This window comes from Nocardia heshunensis, from assembly GCF_054782115.1.
In genome coordinates, this window is record NZ_BAAGTC010000003.1 from 130,537 (window position 1) to 144,572 (window position 14,036).

12 protein-coding genes are annotated in these 14,036 nt (G+C 68.3%); 8 read left to right on the top strand and 4 right to left on the bottom strand.

The features are described from left to right. Positions 1–78: 78 nt before the first annotated feature. Positions 79–1,635: an MFS transporter gene (locus ACYVN4_RS07235; RefSeq protein ID WP_460720511.1), complete on the top strand. Its 1,557-nt coding sequence runs from the start codon at positions 79–81 to the stop codon at positions 1,633–1,635. A gap of 6 nt (positions 1,636–1,641) precedes the next feature. Here the strand turns inward: ACYVN4_RS07235 and ACYVN4_RS07240 are convergent, their stop codons facing one another. Continuing rightward, the gene (locus ACYVN4_RS07240; RefSeq protein ID WP_460718510.1) at positions 1,642–2,214 is read right to left on the bottom strand and encodes a TetR/AcrR family transcriptional regulator; all 573 of its coding nucleotides are present in this window, start codon (positions 2,212–2,214) and stop codon (positions 1,642–1,644) included. Between the two features lie 105 nt (positions 2,215–2,319). Between ACYVN4_RS07240 and ACYVN4_RS07245 the strand changes: the two genes are divergently transcribed. Genes ACYVN4_RS07245 through ACYVN4_RS07260 form a run of 4 tightly spaced genes read left to right on the top strand, consistent with a single transcriptional unit; the run spans position 2,320 to position 5,890 of the window. Next, a complete protein-coding gene (locus tag ACYVN4_RS07245) occupies positions 2,320–3,531 on the top strand; it encodes an FAD-dependent monooxygenase (RefSeq protein ID WP_460718511.1) in 1,212 nt (403 codons plus the stop codon). Between the two features lie 60 nt (positions 3,532–3,591). After that, the gene (locus ACYVN4_RS07250; protein WP_460720513.1) at positions 3,592–4,623 is read left to right on the top strand and encodes a nucleoside hydrolase; all 1,032 of its coding nucleotides are present in this window, start codon (positions 3,592–3,594) and stop codon (positions 4,621–4,623) included. Then, positions 4,620–5,504: an amidohydrolase family protein gene (locus ACYVN4_RS07255; protein ID WP_460718512.1), complete on the top strand. Its 885-nt coding sequence runs from the start codon at positions 4,620–4,622 to the stop codon at positions 5,502–5,504. Before ACYVN4_RS07250 ends, ACYVN4_RS07255 begins: the two co-directional genes overlap by 4 nt. Before the next feature lie 23 nt (positions 5,505–5,527). Next, positions 5,528–5,890: a DUF1304 domain-containing protein gene (locus tag ACYVN4_RS07260; RefSeq protein WP_460718513.1), complete on the top strand. Its 363-nt coding sequence runs from the start codon at positions 5,528–5,530 to the stop codon at positions 5,888–5,890. A 4-nt stretch (positions 5,891–5,894) separates the two neighbouring features. Here ACYVN4_RS07260 and ACYVN4_RS07265 read toward each other — a convergent pair whose 3' ends face one another. Genes ACYVN4_RS07265 through ACYVN4_RS07275 form a run of 3 tightly spaced genes read right to left on the bottom strand, consistent with a single transcriptional unit; the run spans position 5,895 to position 7,768 of the window. After that, positions 5,895–6,881 carry a zinc-binding dehydrogenase gene (locus tag ACYVN4_RS07265; protein WP_460718514.1) on the bottom strand — a complete coding sequence of 329 codons (987 nt, stop codon included), beginning with the start codon at positions 6,879–6,881 and terminating at the stop codon, positions 5,895–5,897. A 12-nt stretch (positions 6,882–6,893) separates the two neighbouring features. Further along, positions 6,894–7,316: an organic hydroperoxide resistance protein gene (locus tag ACYVN4_RS07270; protein WP_460718515.1), complete on the bottom strand. Its 423-nt coding sequence runs from the start codon at positions 7,314–7,316 to the stop codon at positions 6,894–6,896. Beyond that, complete coding sequence (locus ACYVN4_RS07275; RefSeq protein ID WP_460718516.1) at positions 7,313–7,768, bottom strand: MarR family winged helix-turn-helix transcriptional regulator; 456 nt, start codon at positions 7,766–7,768, stop codon at positions 7,313–7,315. The genes ACYVN4_RS07270 and ACYVN4_RS07275 overlap by 4 nt, the downstream gene beginning before the upstream one ends. Positions 7,769–7,958: 190 nt before the next feature. On the opposite strand from ACYVN4_RS07275, the gene ACYVN4_RS07280 reads away from it, so the two are divergent. From ACYVN4_RS07280 to ACYVN4_RS07290, 3 genes are all read left to right on the top strand, one after another. After that, the gene (locus ACYVN4_RS07280) at positions 7,959–9,143 is read left to right on the top strand and encodes an acyl-CoA dehydrogenase family protein (RefSeq protein WP_460718517.1); all 1,185 of its coding nucleotides are present in this window, start codon (positions 7,959–7,961) and stop codon (positions 9,141–9,143) included. 115 nt (positions 9,144–9,258) lie between these two features. Next, on the top strand, positions 9,259–13,260 hold the full coding sequence (locus ACYVN4_RS07285) for an amino acid adenylation domain-containing protein (RefSeq protein WP_460718519.1): 4,002 nt from the start codon (positions 9,259–9,261) through the stop codon (positions 13,258–13,260). Then, on the top strand, positions 13,257–13,955 hold the full coding sequence (locus tag ACYVN4_RS07290) for a DUF6875 domain-containing protein (protein WP_460718521.1): 699 nt from the start codon (positions 13,257–13,259) through the stop codon (positions 13,953–13,955). The genes ACYVN4_RS07285 and ACYVN4_RS07290 overlap by 4 nt, the downstream gene beginning before the upstream one ends. Positions 13,956–14,036: the final 81 nt, after the last annotated feature.

The window sequence follows — 14,036 nt, forward strand, 5'->3', positions numbered from 1 at the left end:
GCTTGACCCCCGCGTGACGTTAATAAATGAGACCCTGAAACCGACATCAATATTGTCGACCCGTGTGTCGGCATGCGTATGGAGGACGTCACCGTGGACACACCCGCCCCCTTGCTCACCGCCGCCGATGGCATGACCTCGGTCGGGAGAAGGGAATGGGCCGGATTGGCAGTGCTGGCCCTGGCATGTCTCGTGTACTCGATGGACCTCACCGTGCTGCATCTGGCGGTACCGCAGATCAGTGAGATCCTGCGCCCCACCAGTTCCCAATTGCTCTGGATCATCGACGTTTACGGCTTTCTGGTGGCCGGGCTGCTGCTCACCATGGGCACCATCGGCGACCGCATCGGCCGGCGCCGACTACTCATCATCGGCGCGGCCGCCTTCGCCGCCGTGTCGATCATCGCCGCCTTCGCGCCCTCGGCCCCGGTCCTGATCGGCTGTCGCGCGCTGCTCGGCGTGGCCGGGGCCACCCTCGCCCCGTCCACACTCTCGTTGATTTTCACCATGTTTCGCGATGCCGCCCAACGCTCGGTCGCCGTGGGGGTGTGGGTGGGCGCCTACTCGGTCGGCGGTTCCATCGGACCGCTGGCGGGCGGGATCATGCTCGAACACTTCTGGTGGGGTTCGGTTTTCCTGCTCGCGGTACCGGTCATGGTGCTGTTGATCGTGCTCGCACCCCGAGTGCTGCCCGAGTATCGCGATCCCGACGCCGGTCGCCTCGACCTGATCAGCGCGGCGCTGTGCACCTCCGCGATGCTGCTGGTGGTATTCGGGATGAAGAAGGCGGCCCAGGACGGTCCCGGCCCGGCAGCACTGGGCGCGCTCGCCGTCGGCTTCGGAATAGGCGCGATCTTCGTGCGCCGCCAGCTCAACGTCCCCGAACCGATGCTGGATCTGCGGCTGTTCCGGCTGGGCAGCTTCCGCACCGCGCTCACCATCAATATGGTCTCGATCTTCGTGACCTTCGGCTACGCGCTGTTCGTCGGCCAGTATTTCCAACTGGTGCTGGGCATGTCGCCGCTGCGGGCGGGACTGGCGACCATCCCGGCCGGGCTCGGCTTCATGATCGGCTCACAGCTGGGGCCGCGCATCATGCGGGTGATGCGGCCCGCCTACATGATCGGGATCGGGATGGCGATGGCGGCGGCTGGGCTGCTGCTGCTCACCCGGATCACCGCGACCGGCGGGGTGGAGTTGACCATCGCGGCCTCGCTGCTGGTGTCCTTCGGTCTGGCACCGGTTTTCGGGATCACCACCGAGCTCATCGTGGGCACCGCGCCGCCCGAGCAGGCGGGCGCGGCGTCCGGGCTCTCGGAGACCGGGGCGGAATTCGGGGGCGCGCTCGGGATTTCCATTCTGGGCAGCATCAGCATCGCCATCTACCGCAGTCAGCTCGACGCCAACCTGCCCTACGGGCTGCCCGACGACGACGCCCGTGCCGCGCGCGACACGCTCGGAGCGGCAATGGAAGTCGCGACCGGTCTGCCCGGCAAGGTGGGCGGCGCGGTCGCCGACGCCGCCAAACACGCGTTCCTGGCGGGCATGCATCTCACCGCCGCGATTGCCGCGGGGGCCGCGCTGCTACTGGCGGTCATCGCCATGACGCGGCTGCGGCACGTGCCGCCCGGTTAAGCCGCTTCAGCTGCCGCGCAAGGCCTGGACGGCGGTCACGAACGAATCCCCGTCCAGCAGTTCGGCGGTGGGCGCGATCATCTTCTGCACGGCAAGGCCCTGGAACAGCAGGAATATCAACTGCCCGACCGCGGCCGCCTGCTGTTCGGACAGTTCCGGATGCACGCTGCGAAGGATTTCCGCGAGATCACTATTGGCCACCGCGCTCGCCTGCGCCATGAAGACCTGCTGTTCGGGGTCGCGGGCGATCTGAATGCCGTTCTCGGTGCTGAGCATCAGCCCGTCCCGATTGCGCTCGACGACCTCGACGAAGCCGTTCCAGGTCGCGGCCAAGGACTCCCACAGGGTGTGGCCCTCCCCCGCGTTCTTGATCACCGCGTCCATGTCGTCACCGATGCGGGTGCCGAAGCCCATGGTGATGGCCTCGGTGACCAGTTGATCCTTCGAGCCGAAGTGATAGCCGATGGCCGCCAGGCTCACCCCGGCCGCTTTCGCGATGTCGCGGGCGGTCACCTTGGCCAGGCCCCGCTCCAGAACGGCCTGGCGGGCGCCTTCCAGGAGGTCTTCTCGATTTCCCATGACCCCACCCTACCAGCGTCTTAGACATTTGTTCTAGACAGTCGTGTCAAAGTCTGTTAGACATATGTCTTAGACAGACGTACACCACCTCTTCGGGAGCTTGCAATGACCACCACCAACACCCCTCGCATCCTGGTCCTCGGCGGCGGCATCGCCGGTAACACCGTTGCGCTGCAACTGCTTCGGGCCGGGATCACCACCACCGTCGTCGAGCGGGCCACCGCTCCCCGGCCGGGCGGGCAGGCCGTCGATCTGCGCACCGCCAGCCGCGAGGTCGCCGAGCGCATGGGCCTGATGCCGGGCATCCGCAAGCTGCAGGTCCACGAGCACGGCTGGGCCTACGTCGACGAGAGCGGCAAGACCTACGCCCGCATCGACGTCGCCATGTTCGACGGCGAGGGCCCCGCCGCCGAGATCGAGATCTCCCGCGGCGACCTCAACCAGGTACTGCTGGACCAGATTGCCGAGATCGACGGACCACTGGACTACCGCTACGGCGACTGGGTCGAGCACATCGCCCAGGACGCCGACGGGGTCGACGTCACCTTCGCCTCCGGCGGCACCGAACGCTTCGAACTCGTCATCGCCGCCGACGGCGTGCACTCCGCGGCCCGCCGCATGGTCTTCGGACCCGAGGAGCAGTTCGCCACCCACCTCGGCGGCTACATGGCCTTCTTCACCATGCCGACCCCCGACGACGCGGAAGAGGGCTGGCTGACCGGGTGCTCGATTCCCAGCGCCTCCTTCGCGATTCGCCCCGACCGCGATCCGGCGACCGCCAAGGGGATCATCACCCTGCGCCAGGACTACGACCCGACGCTGCGCCGGGATCCGGTGGCGCAGCAGGCGCGGATTCGCGAAATGATCGGCGGCGCGGGCTGGAAGGCCTCGACCATCCTCGAGGCCATGACCACCACGCCCGACTTCTACTTCGATCAGCTGGCCCGCATCGATGTGCCGGAACTGTCCTCCGGCCGGGTCACCTTGCTGGGCGATGCCGGGTATTGCGGGTCGCCGTTGACCGGGATGGGCACCGCCATGGCCATCGTGGGCGCGTACATCCTCGCGGGTGAGATCGCTTCCACCCCGGGCGATCTGGGCCGCGCCCAGGCCCGCTACCAGGAGCTGGTGACCCCGTTCCTGGACAAGGCCAAGGAGCTGCCGGGCGGTGGCATCAAGATGATGCTGCCCACCACCCGGTTCGGTGCGGCTGCGGCCCGGATGAACTGGCGTCTGATGACCTCCAAGGTCATGCTGCCGCTCACCAAGAAGCTCTTCGCCCCGGCCACCGCCGACTACGTGCTGCCCAACTACTGACCGTCCGAGGCCGCCCGCATCGTGCCCGCTACCCTCGAACCCGTGCGGCAGAAGATCCTGATGGACAACGACACCGGCATCGATGACTCCCTCGGCCTGCTCTACCTGCTCTCCTCCCCCGAGGCCGAGATCGTCGGAATCGCCTCCAGCGCGGGCAATGTGCCCGCGCCGCAGGTGGCGGCCAACAACCTCGCGCTGCTCGACCTGGTCCGGGCCCCGGACCTGGAGGTGGCCCTGGGCGCGCTGACCCCGCTGGCGGTGCCGCTACGGACCACCGAGGACACGCACGGACCCCAGGGCGTGGGCTACGCCGAGCTGCCGCCGACCACCCGGACCCTGTCCGACCGGTCGGCGGCACAGCTGTGGGTGGACCTCGCGCGCGAGCATCCCGGCGAGATCGTGGGCCTGTGCACCGGCCCGCTCACCAATCTCGCGCTGGCGCTGCGGATGGAACCGCAACTGCCGCAACTGCTCCGGCGACTGGTCATCATGGGCGGCGCGTTCAATCATCCCGGCAACACCACCCCCACCAACGAGTGGAATGTGCACGTGGACCCGGAGGCGGCCAAGGAGGTCTTCGACGCCTTCTCCGCCGCGCCCGCCGACCGTCGGCCCATCGTGTGCGCGCTCGACATCACCGAGACCATCGAGATGAAGCCGAAACACCTGGCGCTGCTGGCCGAACGGGCCGGGAGCACCCCGGTGGAAATGGTCAGCGAGACCGATCCGCCCGAATTGCGTTCGGCGGCGAGCAATCCGCTGGTGCGGTATCTGACCGACGCGGTGCGGTTCTACTTCGACTTCCACAAGCTCTACGACCAGGGCTATCTGGCTCACATGCACGATCCGTTCGCGGCGGCGGTCGCGCTGGATCCGAGCCTGGCGATCACCAAGCCCGCGACCGTCGATGTGGAGCTGGCCGGGACGATCACCCGGGCCACCACCGTGGCCGACTGGGCGGGCATGTGGGGGCGGGAACCCAATGCGGACATCGTCGTTGCCACCGATCCGGAACTGTTCTTCGAGCGGCTCATCGGCCGGGTCGGCGAGTACGCGCGGACGGTGTTCGCGGAGGGAGACGCGCAGCTGTGACGGGCGAGCAGGACATCGATGAAGTGAGCGGTTTCCGAGCCCGGCTCGGTCTGCCCGCGATCATCGACGTCCACACGCATTTCATGCCCGAGCAGGTGCTGCGCAAGGTGTGGGGATATTTCGACACGGCCGGACCGCTGATCGGCCATCGCGAGTGGCCGATCACCTACCGCGACGAGGAACAGGTCCGGTTGAAGACGCTGCGCGGCTTCGGCGTTCGTGCCTTCACCTCGATGGTGTACCCGCACAAGCCGGACATGGCGGCCTGGCTCAACGACTGGTCGGCCGATTTCGCCGCACGCACGCCGGACTGCCTGCACACGTCGACCTTCTACCCGGAACCCTCCGCGCCCGACTATGTGCGCTCAGCGCTCGAGGGCGGGACGCGGATCTTCAAGCTGCACATCCAGGTCGGCAACTATCATCCCGCCGATCCCCGGCTCGACGAGGTGTGGGGCATGGTGCAGGACGCCGGTGTCCCGGTGGTCATGCATTGCGGATCCGGGCCCGCCGCCGGGGAATTCACCGGTCCCGGGCCCATGACGACACTGCTGCAACGCTTTCCGCGACTACGCCCGATCATCGCGCACATGGGCGCGCCCGAGTACAGCGAGTTCCTCGATCTGGCCGAGTCCTACGACGGCGTCCTTCTCGACACCACCATGAATTTCACCGATTTCTTCGACGCCGGTGTCTTCCCGGCCGCCGAACTGCCCCGCGTGCGCGATCTCGGTGACCGCATCCTGTTCGGCAGCGACTTCCCGAACATTCCGTACCCGTACGGACACGCGTTGTTCGCGCTGGAACGCCTCGACCTCGGCGATGATTGGCTGCGCGCGGTCTGTCACGATAACGCGGCCCGCGTCTTCGATATCGGCTAGCGCCTCACGAAAGGTGGTCGGTCATGCGGTTGGTCGCGGAGATCCTGGTCGGATTGCTCGCCGCGTTGCACGTCTACATCATGGTCATGGAGATGTTCCTGTGGACCACGCCGCGCGTGCGCGCGAACTTCGGGTCCACGGCGGAGTTCGCCGAGGCGACCAAGGTGCTGGCCGCGAATCAGGGCCTCTACAACGGCTTCCTGGCGGCGGGCCTGATCTGGGGTCTGATCGCGTCCGATCCGGTCGGGCAGGCCGCGAAGATCTTCTTCGCGGCCTGCGTGGTGGTGGCCGGGCTCTACGGCGCGGCCACCGCCAGTCGGCGGATCCTGTTCGCCCAGGCGCTGCCGGGTGCGATCACCCTGGCAGCGGTGTTGATCGCCGGGTAGGGACCTACTTGGCCGCGGTGCTGAGGGCGATTTTGGCGTTGCGGCCCGGACGTTCGCTGGCGGCCGCGGCCTCGGCCGCACCCTCCAGCGGATAGGTGTCCTCGACGGCCAGGTCCAGCACGCCCTGGGCGGCCAGGGTGACCAGCTCGGTGATGAGACGGCGGCGTTCGTCGCCGCCGATCTCCTCGGCGCGCTTGGAACCCCAGAAGCCCTTCACCACGGCCTGTTTGAAGATCAGCGGCCCGGGATTGAGCACCATCGGCTGACCCGACAGCGCACCGAAGGTGATGAGCTCGCCGCGCGGCGCCAGCACCGACAGCAGATCGTCGGCGGCCTTGCCGCTCACCTGGTCGACGGCCCGCACGATGGGCTCACCGCCGGTGACCTCGGCGACCTGCTTGCGCCAGCCGTCGGACTCGGTGTCGAGGATCGGCTCGAAACCCAGCTCCCGCAACGACTTCGCGGCGGCCTCACTGCGCACGAGATTGAGCACGTGCACGCCGCGCGAGCGGGCCAGCAGGTTCAGCAGCCGCCCGACCGCTCCGTTGGCGGCGTTGATCGTGATCCATTGCCCGGCTTCGACATTCAGGTCCTCGAGCAGCATCAGAGCGCTCAAGGGCATGGCCAGCAGCTGGCTGGCGGTCGCGTCGGACACCGCGTCCGGGACCGGGACCACACCGGCCGCCTTGGCGACGAAGTATTCCGCCCACGCCCCCTGCACGCCCGAAACCGTCACGCGCTGACCGATTTCCAGGCCGGTGACGTCGGGGCCGAGGGCGTCGATGCGGCCGACGGCCTCGGTGCCGGGGATGGCGGGCAGTTCCGGCCGGTAGCCGTAGACGCCGCGAATGATGGCCAGGTCGTGATTGTGGATCGGGGCCAGGGTGGTGGCGACACGCACCTCACCCGGACCGGGTTCGGGTGTCGGCCGCTCCCCCGCGGTCAGCACGTCCTTGGGCTCGCCGAACTGTTCGATGACTACTGCACGCATGATCGCTCCTCCTCAGTCTTCGACGACGATGACGTCGACGGGGATATTGCCGCGCGTGGCATTGGAATACGGGCACACCTGGTGCGCCTTCTCGGCCAGCTCCTTGGCCTCGTCCAGCGGCAGGTGCGGCAGCGAGATCTCCAGGGTCACGGTCAGGCCGAAGCCGCCCGCCTCGTTCGGGCCGATGCCGACCTTCGCGCCGACGGCCGAATCGTCCACATTCTGCTTGGTCATGCGGGCCACGGTGCGCAGCGCCGAGTGGAAGCAGGCGGCGTAACCGGCGGCGAAGAGCTGCTCGGGATTGGTGCCGACGCCGTTGCCGCCCATCGCCTTCGGGATGGACAGGTCGAATTCGACCTTGCCGTCGTCGGTGCGGACGTGCCCGTTGCGGCCGTCACCGGTCGCCAGGGCTTCGGCGGTGTAGAGCACGCTCATGCGGGGATCTCCTTCGATCGGGTGTGGGTGGTGAGCGCCGCGGTCAGGCGGCGCAGGGTTTCGCGGAGTTCGGCCAGTTCGGCCAGGGACATGCCGGTGATCTCGGCGGACTGCTCCGGGATATGGCATGCGGCGGAGCGCAATTCGCGTCCGCGGTCGGTCAGCGTGATCTCCACGCGCCGCTCGTCGGACACCGATCGGCGGCGTTGCACGAAGCCCGCCGATTCGAGGCGTTTGAGCAGGGGCGAGAGGGTGCCCGAGTCCAGTTCGAGGGCCGAGCACAGATCGCCCACGGTGCGCCCGTCGCGCTGCCAGAGCGCCAGCAGGACGAGGTACTGCGGATAGGTGATGCCGAGCGCGTCGAGTTGCGGCCGGTACATGGCCGTCATCGCCCGCGACGCCGCGTACAGCGCGAAGCACAGTTGATTGTCGAGCGAGTGCTCATCGGTCACGTTAAACAACGTAGCCCCAAATTAAATTGTGCACAATCTTTCTTGCCGTCTGCTGGGTCACAGTCGGTCGCCGCCAGAACAAGACCCGGTGCCGATCAGCGGGAATTTCGCCCGCGAGCAGCCGGATCGGCGATAACTTCCACTAGAACGCGTTCTACTAGTGGGGCACGTCGAGGTAGTGGGAGTTGGGATGACGCACGAGGTAGTGACCCGGGTCGAGGAGCTGTCGGGGCAGTTGGCCGCGACCGCCGACGAGACCGAGCGACTGGGGAAGCTCTCCGACGAGAGTGTGAAGCTGATCCGCCAGGCCGGGGTGATGCGGCTGCTGCAGCCGACCGATTTCGGTGGGTACGCCGCGCATCCGCGCGACTTCGCCGAGGCGGTCATGGCCGTGGCCAAGCACTGCGGGTCGACCGGCTGGGTGTGCGGGGTCGGCGGGGTGCATCCGTGGGAGATGGCCCTGATGGACCGGCGATTGCAGGCCGAGGTGTGGGGCGAGAACCCGGACACCTGGATCGCGTCTCCCTATGCGGCACAGGGTGTGGCGACGCCGGTCGAGGGCGGGTACACGCTGCGCGGCCGGTGGCAGTTCTCCTCGGGCACCGATCACTGCGACTGGATCTTCCTGGGCGCGTTGGTCGGCGACGCCGACGGCAAGCCGGTGATGCCGCCGAACGTCATGCACGTGGTGTTGCCGCGCCGCGACTACACGATCGTGGACGACTCCTGGGATGTGATCGGGCTGCAGGGCACCGGCAGCAAGGACATCATCGTCGACGGGGCGTTCATCCCGAGCTACCGGACCATCGGCATGGATGCCGTGGCCGCCGGTGAGGTCGCTGCCGAGCGGGCGGGCCGCACCGAGACCGTGTACAAGCTGCCGTTCTGGGCCATGTTCCCGCTGGGCATCACCTCGGCGGTGGTCGGCATCGCGGAGGGCGCGCTCGCGGCGCACCTGGATTATCAGCGCGACCGAGTGACCGCCATGGGCACCCGGATCAAGGACGATCCGTACGTGCTCTCGGCGATCTCGGAGGCGGCCGCCGATATCGCGGCCTCGCGCACCCAGCTGCTCGACGGGGTCAGCCGCCTCTACGACAAGGCCGATGCCGGGCAGGAGATCACCTTCGAGGACCGATCCCTGGTGCGGCGCAATCAAGTTCGTTGCGCGTGGCGGGCGGTGTCGGCAGTCGACGAGATCTTCGCGCGCTCGGGCGGCAATGCGGTGCGGCGGCAGAATGTCATGCAGCGGTTCTGGCGTGACGCCCATGTCGGCTTGCAGCACGCCATCCACACGCCCGGATCGCTGTACCACTCGACCGCGTTGACCATCATGGGCGTCGAGCCCGAGGGGCCGCTGCGCGCCATGATCTGACCGACTACCGTTTCCGCGCCTCGCGGCCCGGCTTGCGGGCCTGCCCGGTGGGTGATGCCGTAGGTTTGCCACCGAACGGTTCCTGACGGGCGATTCGGGCGGCGAGGAGGCGCGGTTGACGCGGGCCGGAAGCGGGGGCGGTACGGCACTCTGCACCGACCTGCCCTTGTCCGCGGCCCAATTGCGGTGGTGGGTGGCGCAACAGCTGTTTCCGGGGGTGCCCAATACGGTGGCGCTGTACCTGGAGCTGACCGGGTCGCTGGAACGGGAGTTGCTGCAGGAGTGCGGGGCCCGGGCGGCTCGGGAGCTGGAATCGCCGTTGCTGCGGTTTCGGCTGGTCGAAGGGTATCCGCGCCAGTACACCGATGCCGAGGCGTTTCCAGCCGCGCCATTCGTGGATCTGAGCGGTGAGCCGGATCCGATGGCGAGTGCGCTGGCGTTGATGGACCGTGACCGGTGTACGCCACTGGATCTGCTCGGGGACGCGCTGACCGTCGCCACCGTGTATCGGATCGCTCCGCAACGGCATCTGTTGTACCTGCGCAGCCATCACATCGTGCTGGATGGGTTGGGCGCGGCCGCGCTGCTGCGGCGGACCACCGAGTTGTACAGTGCCACACTCGATTCGGACTCCTCGGTAAGTGCCGAGGTCGATTTCCTGACCGTCGCCGACCTGCTCGAGGACGAGCAGCGCTATCTGACCTCGTCGCGCGCCGACGCCGATCGCGACTACTGGGCACGGGAACTCGCGGGGATGGGTGAGCCGGCGCGCCTGGCGGGGTCGCCGGCCATCCCGGCGCCGCATCCGCATCGGATCACCACCGAGGTACCCGAATCCGTCGCAGACCGGCTGCGAAGTGTCCGGCAGGACGCCGGAATCGCGTTTCCCGAGCTCACCATTGCGGCGTTCGCCTGCTATCTAGCGGGTCTGACCGGGTCCGATGAGATTGTCCTGTCGCTGCCCGTGCCCGCGCGGCCGACAGCGGCGCTGCGCCGCTCGGCGGGGACGGTGTCGAACGTGGTGCCGTTGCGGCTGACCGGAATTCGCGCCGCGACGGGGACTCAGGTCGTCGAGCAGGTGCGCGCCAAGGTGGTGGGCGCGCTGCGGCATCAGCGCTACCGCTACGAGGACATGCTGCGCGACAGCGGCGAAAACCACATGGTGCGCGGCAGTTTCGGTCCGGTGGTGAACATGCTGCGGTTCGTCGAACAGCCGCGGGTCGGACCGCTGAGCGCGGAGGTGCGGCTGCTGTCGCTGGGGCCGGTGGAGGATCTACTCGTCAACGCATATCAGTTGGGGCCGGACGAGCGCACCATCACCGTTGACATGCAAGCGAATCCAGCGCTGTACAGCCCCGAGACCCTGGCCTGGCATCACGCACGATTCCTCGATTACTTCGAGCGGTTCCTCGTCGATCCTTCGCTGCCGGTCCCCGTTGTCGAGGTTGCCGCTCACTGCACAACGCCCACCACCGTGCCCGGCGATCCGACCACCTCAGCGGACAGCCCCGCCCCGCAACAGGGCTCGGTGCACGCGGCCTCCACTGTGCACGCCGAGGCTGCGCCCGCCACGTCCACGAACAGTTCACGGCTGCTACCCGATCTGCTCCGTGGCGCGCTCGCTCGCGCCGAAGCAGCTGTCGCCCTCCAGGACGGCACCCGCCGCTGGACCTACCGCGAGCTCGACGAGCTGTCCTCACGATGGGCCCGGGTGTTGATCGAATCCGGGGCCGGGCCGGGGTCGTTCGTGCTGGTGGCGGTGCCGCGTTCGGCCGAATCGGTGCTGGCGGTGTGGGCCGTCGCCAAGTCGGGGGCCGCGTTCGTTCCGGTCGATCCCACCGATCCGATCCGGCGGCTGCGGACCGTCGCGGCGGATTCGGGTGCGCGCGTGGGGATTACGGTGTCGGCGGTGCACGCCGACCTGCCGGAGGAGCCGATCTGGCTGGAGCTGGACGACCCTGGGTTGGGCGCGCAGGTCCTTCAGCGATCCGGCACGGTGGTGCGCGACTGCGACCGGATCCGTCCGCTGCATGCCGAGCATCCGGCGTACCTGATCTACACCTCGGGCACTACGGGGGTCCCGAAGGGCGTAGTGGTCTCCCATCGCGGGCTGGGGACGCTGGCTGACTACCTCGTCGAACACTATGACGTCCAGGCGGATTCGCGGGTGCTACACGCACATGCACCATCGTTCGACGCGCACCTGCTCGAACTGCTGGCCGCGTTCGCGGCGGGCGCGCTCCTGGTGGTCGAGCCGCCGGGAGTGGTCGCCGGGACCGAGCTGACGCGGCTGCTGACTTCGGCCCGAATCACCCATTTCCTCACGACCCCCGCAGTATTGGCGACGCTGACGCCCGCCGATGTCCCCGGACTGCGGGTTGCGGTGGTAGGTGGCGAGGCGTGCCCCGCCGATCTGGTGCGGCGATGGGCGCCGGCCCTGAGACTGTTCAACGGGTACGGGCCGACCGAAACCACCATCATGGCAACACAATCGAGGGCGTTGACCGTGGCGGGACCGGTGACGATCGGTCCCGCATTGCCGGGGGTGCGGGCGCTAGTCCTCGACGGCCGGTTGCGGCCGGTGCCGCCGGGCAGCCCCGGCGAGCTGTATCTGGGCGGTCCCGGTGTCGCGCGGGGCTATCTGCACCGGGCGGGCGCGACAGCCGAACGGTTCCTCGCCGATCCGTTCCGGCCGGGCGAAAGGCTCTATCGCACCGGCGATCTCGTTCGTGCGCAGATCGACGGCAGCCTCGATTTTCTGGGCCGCGCCGACGATCAGCTGACGGTGCGCGGACGACGAGTCGAGGCGGGTGAGGTCGCGGCCGCCCTGCTGACGCTGCCGGAGATCGCGCAGGCCGTCGTCACCGCCGAGAATGCACCCACCGGCGTGCGACTGATCGGGTATGTCGTCGCCGCGCCCGGGGTCCGGCTCGACCCGACCGGACTGGTGCGTCGACTCCGGACGCTCCTGCCCGCACCGCTGGTGCCCGCGCAGCTGGTCGAGCTGGAACGCCTGCCGATCACCGCGCACGGCAAGGTCGATCGAGCGGCCCTGCCACCTCCCCCTGTCGTGCAGCATCCGTACCGTGCGCCCGAGACCGAGTTCCAGCGCCTGGTCGCGGAGAAGTTCGCCGCCGTGGGCGCCGAGCGGATCGGACTCGACGACGACTTCTTCGAGCTGGGCGGCAATTCCCTGTTGGGGGTGGCGGTGTCGGCCGAATTGTCCGCGGCCACCGGGCTGCCGGTGACGGTCCGCTGGCTCTATACCGCGCCGACCGTCGCCGAGCTCGCGGAGCGATTGGCTACCCACGATGGCGGCACCACCACCGAGGACGCGCTCGGCACGGTCCTCACGTTGCGCCGCAACGGTTCTCGCACTCCCCTGTTCTGCGTGCATTCGGCGGTTCCGCTGGCCTGGTGTTATGCGGGTCTGGCGCGTCAGGTCCACGACCGTCCGGTGCTCGGCTTGCAGGCGCTGACCTCGAGCGGCGATCCCCGATCGTTCGCCAGCATCGAGGAACTCGCGAGCGGGTATGTCGAAGAGATCCTGCGTGTGCAACCGGACGGGCCTTATCACCTGCTCGGCTGGTCGCTGGGCGGGCAGATCGCGCATGCCGTCGCGGTGCGGTTGCGGCGGGCGGGCGCGGAAGTCGCAACCCTGGCCATGCTGGACAGTCTCGTGTTTCCCGAGGACATGCCGCCGCCGCCCACGCCGCGCATGCGGGATCTGCTCACGCATCTGCTCGGCGACGAGCCCGTGGACGCGGATGCGCTACCGGAAGTTACCGCCGACCAGGCCGCGGCCGAATTGGCCTCGGCGGCGGCCTCTTTCGGGAGCGGGCTGACGGCGGCGCAGCTGTCGCGGTTGCATCGCGGGTATGTCGACGGGGTGCTGCTGTCGGCGCGGTATCGGCCGGACGTCTTCGATGGGGATCTGCTTTATTTCTCTGCCACACAGGGGATGACCGGATCGCTCGACGCGAGTTTGTGGCGGCCCTACGTCACGGGCAGCTTGGTGGAGCATCCCGTCGCGGCGACGCACGCCCAGCTCACCAATGCCGATGTTGTCGCGGTCATCGGGCCGTTGCTCGCGGCGCATCTCGAGGGCTGCGGATGAGGAGCGGTCCGCGGACCGGCGTGCGCTGGTTCAACGTCTATGACGAGGCGGCGGACTGGGACTGTGCAGGACCCGCCGCCGGAACCCTCACGCGGTGGGTGAGCGAGCACCTCATGCGACCGCATCCGGCGCTGGGGCGGCCCGGGCCGGTGTGCCCGTTCGTGCGGCAGAGTGTCACCCGGCGGCTGTTCTGGGCGGGGCTCGCCGAGGGCGGTGACGGGTTGACCGGTGAACGGATGCATCGGATCGTGGACGATGCCTTCGAGCTGTATCAGGCACTGCGGCAGGATGATCCGGCCGAGACCCGCGGGTTGACGCTGGTGACGGTGTTTCCGGGGCTCACCCGGTTCGAGCTGGTGGATGCCGTGCACGCGGAGCGAAAGACCGAGGTCGTGGACCGAGGCATGATGCTCGGTCAGTTCTATCCCGGTTGCAGCGTTCCGGGGCTGTGGGACCGCGACTTCCATCCGCTGGATGCACCGCTGCCGATGCTGGTGCTGCGCTCGATGATGAGCACCGACTTCCCCTTTCTGGCCGCCCGCTCGGACTGGCTCTACGCCTATCTGTCCCGGGTCGCGCCGGATCTGCCGCGCACCCTGCGTCGGTCGATAGCTGAGCGGCTGCGGGTTACCGAATCCGAGGCCGGTGAGATCACCGCGCTGCGCGCACATTCCGCCGACGAACACGCGCGGTGATCACCAGAATTCGATGTCGACGGCCCGATAATCCAATGATGCACAGGCTGTCGCGCTTCCTCGTTGCTCTGATTGCCACAT

Coding starts and splice junctions, on each gene's coding strand:
- ACYVN4_RS07235 (WP_460720511.1), top strand. CDS start 79: ATGGAGGACGTCACCGTGGACACACCCGCCCCCTTGCTCACCGCCGCC.
- ACYVN4_RS07245 (WP_460718511.1), top strand. CDS start 2,320: ATGACCACCACCAACACCCCTCGCATCCTGGTCCTCGGCGGCGGCATC.
- ACYVN4_RS07240 (WP_460718510.1), bottom strand. CDS start 2,214: ATGGGAAATCGAGAAGACCTCCTGGAAGGCGCCCGCCAGGCCGTTCTG.
- ACYVN4_RS07290 (WP_460718521.1), top strand. CDS start 13,257: ATGAGGAGCGGTCCGCGGACCGGCGTGCGCTGGTTCAACGTCTATGAC.
- ACYVN4_RS07270 (WP_460718515.1), bottom strand. CDS start 7,316: ATGAGCGTGCTCTACACCGCCGAAGCCCTGGCGACCGGTGACGGCCGC.
- ACYVN4_RS07260 (WP_460718513.1), top strand. CDS start 5,528: ATGCGGTTGGTCGCGGAGATCCTGGTCGGATTGCTCGCCGCGTTGCAC.
- ACYVN4_RS07265 (WP_460718514.1), bottom strand. CDS start 6,881: ATGCGTGCAGTAGTCATCGAACAGTTCGGCGAGCCCAAGGACGTGCTG.
- ACYVN4_RS07280 (WP_460718517.1), top strand. CDS start 7,959: ATGACGCACGAGGTAGTGACCCGGGTCGAGGAGCTGTCGGGGCAGTTG.
- ACYVN4_RS07250 (WP_460720513.1), top strand. CDS start 3,592: ATGGACAACGACACCGGCATCGATGACTCCCTCGGCCTGCTCTACCTG.